The organism is Caminicella sporogenes DSM 14501 (assembly GCF_900142285.1).
GTDB lineage: Bacteria > Bacillota > Clostridia > Peptostreptococcales > Caminicellaceae > Caminicella > Caminicella sporogenes.
In genome coordinates this window covers 94194-101657 of sequence record NZ_FRAJ01000012.1, presented here as the reverse complement: position 1 = coordinate 101657, position 7464 = coordinate 94194, and the positions used below count along the sequence as shown (strand labels likewise).

The window sequence follows — 7464 nt, the reverse complement described above, 5'->3', positions numbered from 1 at the left end:
TTAAGCAAGAGGAATTTCAAGAATCCAAATATTTTAAACAACGTTACCGACAACGATACATGATTGAAGCAAAGAACAGCGAACTCAAAAATCAGCACGGCTATGATATTGCCATATCGTCGGGCTTATTTGGTATGCGAATACAAGGAGCAATATCAATATTCAATGTGAATATCAAACGAATATTGACATTGTTAAAGAAAAAATATGGAGAAAATACTCCTAGCTTTCAATAAAAAGAGAAAACCACATTCGATTTTTGGGAAAATTATCCTAATTTGAATGTGGTTTTTTAATTGTTAGAACATTGTTTCTGAAAATACGATGGTTTTTCAGTAGGCTCCTATTTTTAGTTATTTGTTTTTTTATATGTGCTTTTTCTTATCGTTTGAAAATAAAGAAAATTATTTTCCTTTAGAATTTATTATAACATTATTTAGGTTAAATTCTAATATTTTCATTTAAAATACACAATACTAAATAAAAAATCAAAAGATTTGTGAATATAATATGTTTTTGTTATAATTATCCACAGACAAATAATATGTGTGAAGGAGAAAAGAGGTATGAGAAACATAAAGCTAGTTATACAATATGATGGTTCTAGATATAGAGGTTGGCAAAGGCTTGGAGATACAGATAATACTATTCAGGCAAAAATAGAAAATGTACTTAGCAGAATGACTGGAGAGCAAGTTGAAATAATTGGGTCTGGCAGAACAGATGCAGGAGTTCATGCTTTAAATCAAGTTGCAAATTTTAAGACAAATAGTACAATGAGTACTTCAGAAATTCAAGATTACTGCTATAGGTATCTTCCAGATGATATTGTAATTAAAAGTGTTGAAGAAGTTGACGATAGATTTCATGCCCGATATAATGTGAAGGGCAAAAAATACTTATATAGAATTTTAAATAGCAAATATCATGACCCATTTATAAGAAAGTATATTACACATGTACCAGAAAAACTAGATTTAGAAGCTATGAAAACAGCAGCAAATTATTTTATTGGAGAACATGATTTTACGAGTTTTACAACGGCTAAATCGAAAAAGAAATCTAGAGTAAAAAAGGTTTTTGATGTAGAAATTTTTAAAGATGGGGATATAATTGAAATTCTCTTTTATGGAAAGGGTTTTTTGCATAATATGGTTCGCATAATGGTGGGAACTTTACTTGAAGTTGGATATGGAAAAATGAAACCAGAGTATATTAAAGAATTGTTAGAAAAGAAAGATAGGAGTTTAGCTGGACCTACTGCTCCACCACAAGGATTATTTTTATATGAAGTAGAGTATTAAAAAAATATTTTAAGGGTACCTAAAATATTTTTCTCCTCCGTATTCTATGTTAGTAATAGAATATATAAAAGGAGGATGAAAAATGAAAAAAGTAGTAAGTATTATGTTAGTTTTAGTACTTATTTTATCAATGGCATCAATAGAAACTTTTGCAATGGGAAAAATCAAAGGAGTACCACCGGGACTTGCAAAGAAGGGATATTTACCTCATGGTGTAGTTAAGAAATTTGTTGATACTGATGGGTATGAATGGGCAGAAAAGGCTATTGAAAAAATGGCTATAAAAGGCGTTATAAAAGGATATGGCAAAGGTAAATTTGCACCAAATAAACCTGTAACTAAACTTGAAGCAATAGTAATGGCATTAAGAGTTATGGGGTATGAAGATGAAGCAAAATTAGATTTAGAAAAGGTAAAGAAAGGAAATAAAAAATTAAAATATAAGCATTTTGTTCAAACTTGGGCATATGGGTATATTTCTTTAGCATTAGAGAAAGGAATTTTAGATGAAATAGATTTATTAGATTTTAATCTTAAAGAGCCAGCTAAAAGATATGAAGTAGCAAAATATATAATAAGAGCTTTAGGACTTGAAGAAGAAGCGCAGAAATATATGAATGAAGATTTAAGATTTATTGATAAAGGGGCTATTCCATTAGGAACTGTAGGATATATATATCTTTCAGATAAGATGGGAATAATTCAAGGGTATCCAAATGGAACGTTCTTACCAAATAAACCAGTAACTAGAGCTGAAATGGCAGTACTTATAGAAAGATTAGATGATAAGACAAAAAGTGAAATAGATAACAATGAAAAGTATGCGGAAATAATTAATATAGATGATGATAAATTGATATTAAAGATAAATGATAAAATGAAGATTTATAATATATCAGAAGATGTACCTGTGTATACTTTAGAAGGGAAATATGTATCTATAGATGAATTGGCTGTAGGAATGAAAATAAAGATTTATCTAAATGATGAAAAAAGTATTATTTTTATAGAAATAAAAGAAAAAGAGGATGCAGATACCGTAATTGAAAATGTATATGGAAAAAATGATTTAATAATAGATTTTGACGATATTAAGGTAATATTTGATGATGATGAACACAATAAACATGATGGAGATCATAATGGTGATGACAATGATTAAAATAATGATTAAAATAAATTGATTAAGATAAATAAAAAGTTTATGCGCTGGAAAAATCCAGTGCTTTTTTGTTTTTGACGATTAATTTATAATTGACGTATATACTAAAAATTTTAAAGTATTTCGTATAACTATAATAAAAGGTGGTGAGGATTTGAAGATTTTTTTAAATATATTTAAAAGAAAGAAGATACCTATAGAAGAGAGACTTAAAGTCATTAAGGAAGGTAATGAAGAAGAGAGAGAAAGATTTATATCAGAGTACATTCCTTTTATCATAAAAGCTATAACAAAGACAACAAATAGATATATAGAAGTTGAAAATAATGATGAATATAGTATAGGGCTTGAAGCCTTTAATGAAGCTATAGATAGATATGATTTTGGAAAGGGGAATTTCATAAATTATGCTGAAATGGTAATAAGAAGCAGGATAATTGATTATCAAAGAAAGCAAAAACGAATAAATAATGTGATTTCTATAAATGAAAAGAAGGAAGAAGGTATGGAAATTGAAGACATATTAAAAAATAAAGATTTTACTGAAATATATGATATAAAAGATCAAATAAATAGATTTGAAATAAAATTAAAAGAATTTGGAATAACCTTGGCTGAATTAGTTGAGGAATCTCCTAAACACATTGATACAAGATTAAATGCCATAAGAATAGCCAAAGCAATAGTTCAAGACAAAAATATAATGGAACAATTATATAGAAGAAAGATTCTTCCAGCAAAATCAATAGTAGAAAAAATGCGTGTGAGCAAAAAAGTATTAAAAGGGAATAGAAAATTTATAATAGCTATAATTTTGATTCTTGATAGTGAGTTAGATGTATTAATAGATTATGTTTTAGGTATAGAAAGGAGGGAGAAGATTGGTATATAGGGGCTTGGTATTAAAGGTTGAAGAAAATAATATATTAGTTTTTACTAATACTTGTGAATATATGAAATTAAAAAAGAAGGCCAATATAGAAGTTGGAAAAGAAATATTTTTTACTCAAAAAGATATTATTAGAGAAAAAAACAAATCATATATAAATTTAATTAGTATTGCTGCAGCAATTATTTTCTTAATGGTAGCTACAGCAGGTCTGTTGGGAATTGATTTTTTAGGAAAATTTCAAACGTATGCAGTTGTAACATTAGATATAAATCCTAGTGTAGAATATGAAGTAGATAGAAATGAAATAGTAAAAGATATAAGACCTTTAAATGAAGAAGGAAAAGAAATAACTGATGATGATATGATAGGAATGGAAATAGGAAAAGTAATTTATCTAAGTATAAATAATGCTAGGGAAAAACGATATTTAAATGAAAAAAATAATGTTGTACTTATATCGAACGTAGTTATAAGGAAGGATAAAAATGACACTGTCAAATTGAAAAAGGAGTTTATTAATAGAATAAAGCAACAGGAAGAGTTGAAAGATATAGATATTATATATGTAGAATCGAATAGAAAAGATTTAAAGATTGCTAGAAAAAATAATATTTCAGTTGGAAAGTATGAGATTTATAAAATGATTTTTCAAGATAATTCTAATATAACTATTAAGCAGATAAAGAATAAAAAAATAAGTGATATAATTAAAGAAAACAAGGAAATAATACAGAAAGTTAAAAAACTTAAAAAAGATAAAGAGAAAATTAATCAAAAGGATATTGAAAATGACAATTTAGACAGAAAAAAACAAGAGAAAAAAGAATATAAGAAGCAAGAGAAGAATATCATAGAAAAACACAATGAGAAAGATGATAAAGAAAAAGCTAGAGAGAAAGATAAGAAAATAAAACAGAAGAAAGAAATTAAAAAAGAAAAAAAGTCCGAGTTTAAAAATGAAGTAAAAAAGAGATTAAAAAATGATAAAAGAAAGTTATCAAAAGATAAAAAAAGTAGATAGAGAAGGAAATATAAATAAGTAAAATGGAATAATATATAAGCCGAGCAATGAAATGATTAAACTGCTCGGCTTTTTGAATAGAATCGGAAGTAGCTGAAAATAAATATGCTACCGGATTCTATTCTGTAAAAGGTTTGTTTAATACAAATTATATGCATTGCTTTTTTATTTGTTCTATTAATTAATAAAATTTTGTAAAAAGATAATCTTTTAGAGCTATATTTTATATCTGATGTTATAATAAAAAAATAATATTAAAATGTTTAAGAAGGGTGATGAAGTATGAAGAGAATTGATGAGAGAGATACGATGTTTGCTAGGATGAGCTATGAAAAAGGTTCAAAGGAATATGATGATTATTATAAAAGAAATCCAGAAAAAAAGAAAATAGATGACGAAATAAGAGAATTGCCAAACATTTGTGGTGAAGGTACAGCTACATTTCATCCTTTACATTCTCCAGTAGCAAATGCTGGTTTTAAGTTTTTATCTGATATAAGAAAATATGTAGAAGGGGAAATTAATAAAAATAAAGTTGAAATACATCCTCAAGAAATGAGCAAAAAATTAAAGAAATTTGCAAAGTATTTCAGTGCAAAATTAGTTGGTATAACTGAGATGAAAGAATATCATTACTATAGTTATAGAGGAAGACATCCAGAAAACTATGGTGAAAAAATTGATAAATTTCATAAATATGGGATAGTTTTTGCAGTGGAAATGGATAAAGATATGATTAATAGGGCTCCACAATGTGAAGAAGTCATTGAAGTGACGAAGGGATATATAAATGCTGCAATAATAGGAATGTGGCTTAGCTACTATATAAGAGAATTAGGTTATGATGCAAGAAATCATATGGATGGTAATTATTTAGTTGTACTACCATTAGTTGCAGAAGATGCAGGTTTAGGAGAAATAGGAAGGTCGGGTTTATTAATAACAAAAGAATATGGTCCTAGAGTTCGCCTTGGGGTAGTAACTACAGATATGCCTTTAATAGCTGATAAAAGAGATGAATTTGGGATAAAAGAATTTTGCAAAGTGTGTAAAAAATGTGTTAAGACTTGTCCGGGAAAAGCTATATCTGAAGGTGATATTGAGCTAATTGATGGTATTTTAAAATGGCAAATAAAGCAAGAAAGTTGCTATGCTGTATGGAGAAAAGTAGGTACAGATTGTGGAGTGTGTTTATCGGCATGTCCTTTTAGTCAAAGTATACCTATTGAGCTGGTAAATAATATGAAAAATGATAAGACAATTATAGATAGAATATTAATAGAGCATGAAAAGAAAAACGGAATTAGACCATATATAAAACAACCATTAGAACTCCTTGAATAGTTGAGAAAAATCTGAAAGATTTTTTAAAAATTCTATTGTCAACTTTTATAGTAAACTAAATTTACGAAATTAGTTGACAAAGAATATATTTTAGATTACTCTATATTTAGTATTATATGGCTAATCAAGGAGGAACTTGGTTATGAAAATTAGTACAAGAGATATGATTTTAGTTGGATTATTTGCAGCTCTTACTGCAATAGGTGCATATCTAAAAATACCTACACAACCAGTACCCATAACATTGCAGATATTATTTTGTATGTATGCTGGAGTTTTATTAGGAAGTAAACTAGGTTTTCTTTCTCAATTTGTATATGTACTTATGGGGCTCATAGGTTTACCTGTATTTGCAGGAGGCATGAGTGGTTTTTCATATGTACTTAAACCTACTTTTGGTTATTTAATCGGATTTATATTATGTGGATTTATAATAGGAAAATTAACAGAAAAAATAAATGATATAACGGGAATTAATGGACTAATAAAATTATTTATAGTGACTGTAATAGGACTTGGTGCAGTTTATATTGTTGGTGTACCTTATTTATATGTAATATTTAATACCTATTTAGGCAAAGCCATAGATTTTAATACGGCAATGAAATATGGCTTTTATCCTTTTATAATTCAAGATTTAGTAAAGTGCTTTATTGTTGCAATTACAGCAGTTAAAGTATTACCTGCAATAAGAAGGGCAGGTAGAAAATATATATGAATAAAGGAGCTATGTTAATTAACATGAAAGAGTTGATATTAAAAATAACGGATAAGGTCTTAAAAGGTGAGGATATTACTTATGAAGAAGCTTTAGATTTAATAAATATTGATGACAATAATATGGAAATTTTAGAGTATTTATTTCAGGGTGCAAATAAGATAAGAGAAAAGTTTATGGGCAAAAAAGTTGATTTATGTACTATTATAAATGCTAAATCTGGAATGTGTTCAGAAGACTGTAAGTTTTGTGCTCAGTCATCTCATTATAATACAGATGTAAAGAAATATAACTTGCTAGATTATGATGAAATATTGAAAAGAGCTAAAGAAATGGAAAAGGCAGGAGCACATAGATTTTCTTTAGTAACTAGCGGTAAAGGTATTAAAGGAAAAGAATTTGATAAACTTCTTGATATATATAAAAGATTAAATAGAGATACAAACTTAAAGCTTTGTGCATCTCATGGAGTAATAAGTTATGAGCAAGTACTAAAGCTTAAAGAATCTGGAGTAAGTATGTATCATCATAATATTGAAACTTGTAAAGATTATTATCAAGAAATTTGCACAACACATTCTTATGAAGAGAGGATACAGACAATTAAAAATGTTATTAATGCAGGTATGGACATATGCTGTGGAGGAATAATAGGACTAGGCGAAAGTTTAGAGGACAGAGTAAAAATGGCATTTGAAATTAAGGAATTGGGAGTAAAATCGATTCCAATTAACGTATTAAATCCTATAAAGGGGACTCCTCTAGAGGATAAAGAAATTTTACATCCATTTGAAATATTAAAGACAATGGCTGTTTATAGATATATAATTCCTGATAGTTATATTAGATATGCAGGTGGAAGAATGGCTATTAAGGATAAACAAAATATAGGTTTTAAAGCAGGAGTAAATGCAGCTTTAGTAGGAAATTATTTGACTACAATTGGCAGTGATATAAATAAAGATAAAAAGATGATATTATGTGAAGGATTAGAAATATAAGAGGCATCCGGTGTGGGATGCC

Annotated in this window: 8 protein-coding genes; all 8 read left to right on the top strand. The window is 27.7% G+C overall.

The window, feature by feature from the left end; genetic code table 11:
• Window positions 1-236, top strand: a 236-nt coding sequence (locus BUA90_RS08135) for a transposase (protein ID WP_200793507.1), incomplete at its 5' end; no start/stop codon positions are given.
• 330 nt (window positions 237-566) lie between these two features.
• Window positions 567-1304, top strand: coding sequence for a tRNA pseudouridine(38-40) synthase TruA (gene truA / locus BUA90_RS08130; protein ID WP_072967460.1), 738 nt, complete (start codon window positions 567-569; stop codon window positions 1302-1304).
• An 82-nt stretch (window positions 1305-1386) separates the two neighbouring features.
• On the top strand, window positions 1387-2466 hold the full coding sequence (locus BUA90_RS08125) for an S-layer homology domain-containing protein (RefSeq protein WP_072967458.1): 1080 nt from the start codon (window positions 1387-1389) through the stop codon (window positions 2464-2466).
• Between the two features lie 154 nt (window positions 2467-2620).
• A complete protein-coding gene (gene sigI / locus BUA90_RS08120) occupies window positions 2621-3358 on the top strand; it encodes an RNA polymerase sigma-I factor (protein ID WP_072967455.1) in 738 nt (245 codons plus the stop codon).
• Window positions 3348-4379: an anti-sigma factor domain-containing protein gene (locus BUA90_RS08115; protein WP_072967453.1), complete on the top strand. Its 1032-nt coding sequence runs from the start codon at window positions 3348-3350 to the stop codon at window positions 4377-4379. Before sigI ends, BUA90_RS08115 begins: the two co-directional genes overlap by 11 nt.
• 282 nt (window positions 4380-4661) lie before the next feature.
• Window positions 4662-5723: a 4Fe-4S dicluster domain-containing protein gene (locus BUA90_RS08110; protein ID WP_072967451.1), complete on the top strand. Its 1062-nt coding sequence runs from the start codon at window positions 4662-4664 to the stop codon at window positions 5721-5723.
• 142 nt (window positions 5724-5865) lie between these two features.
• Window positions 5866-6441 (top strand): biotin transporter BioY, encoded by a 576-nt coding sequence (locus tag BUA90_RS08105; protein ID WP_072967449.1) that lies wholly within the window; start codon window positions 5866-5868, stop codon window positions 6439-6441.
• Window positions 6438-7442 (top strand): biotin synthase BioB, encoded by a 1005-nt coding sequence (bioB, locus tag BUA90_RS08100; protein WP_330390703.1) that lies wholly within the window; start codon window positions 6438-6440, stop codon window positions 7440-7442. The genes BUA90_RS08105 and bioB overlap by 4 nt, the downstream gene beginning before the upstream one ends.
• Window positions 7443-7464 lie beyond the last annotated feature (22 nt).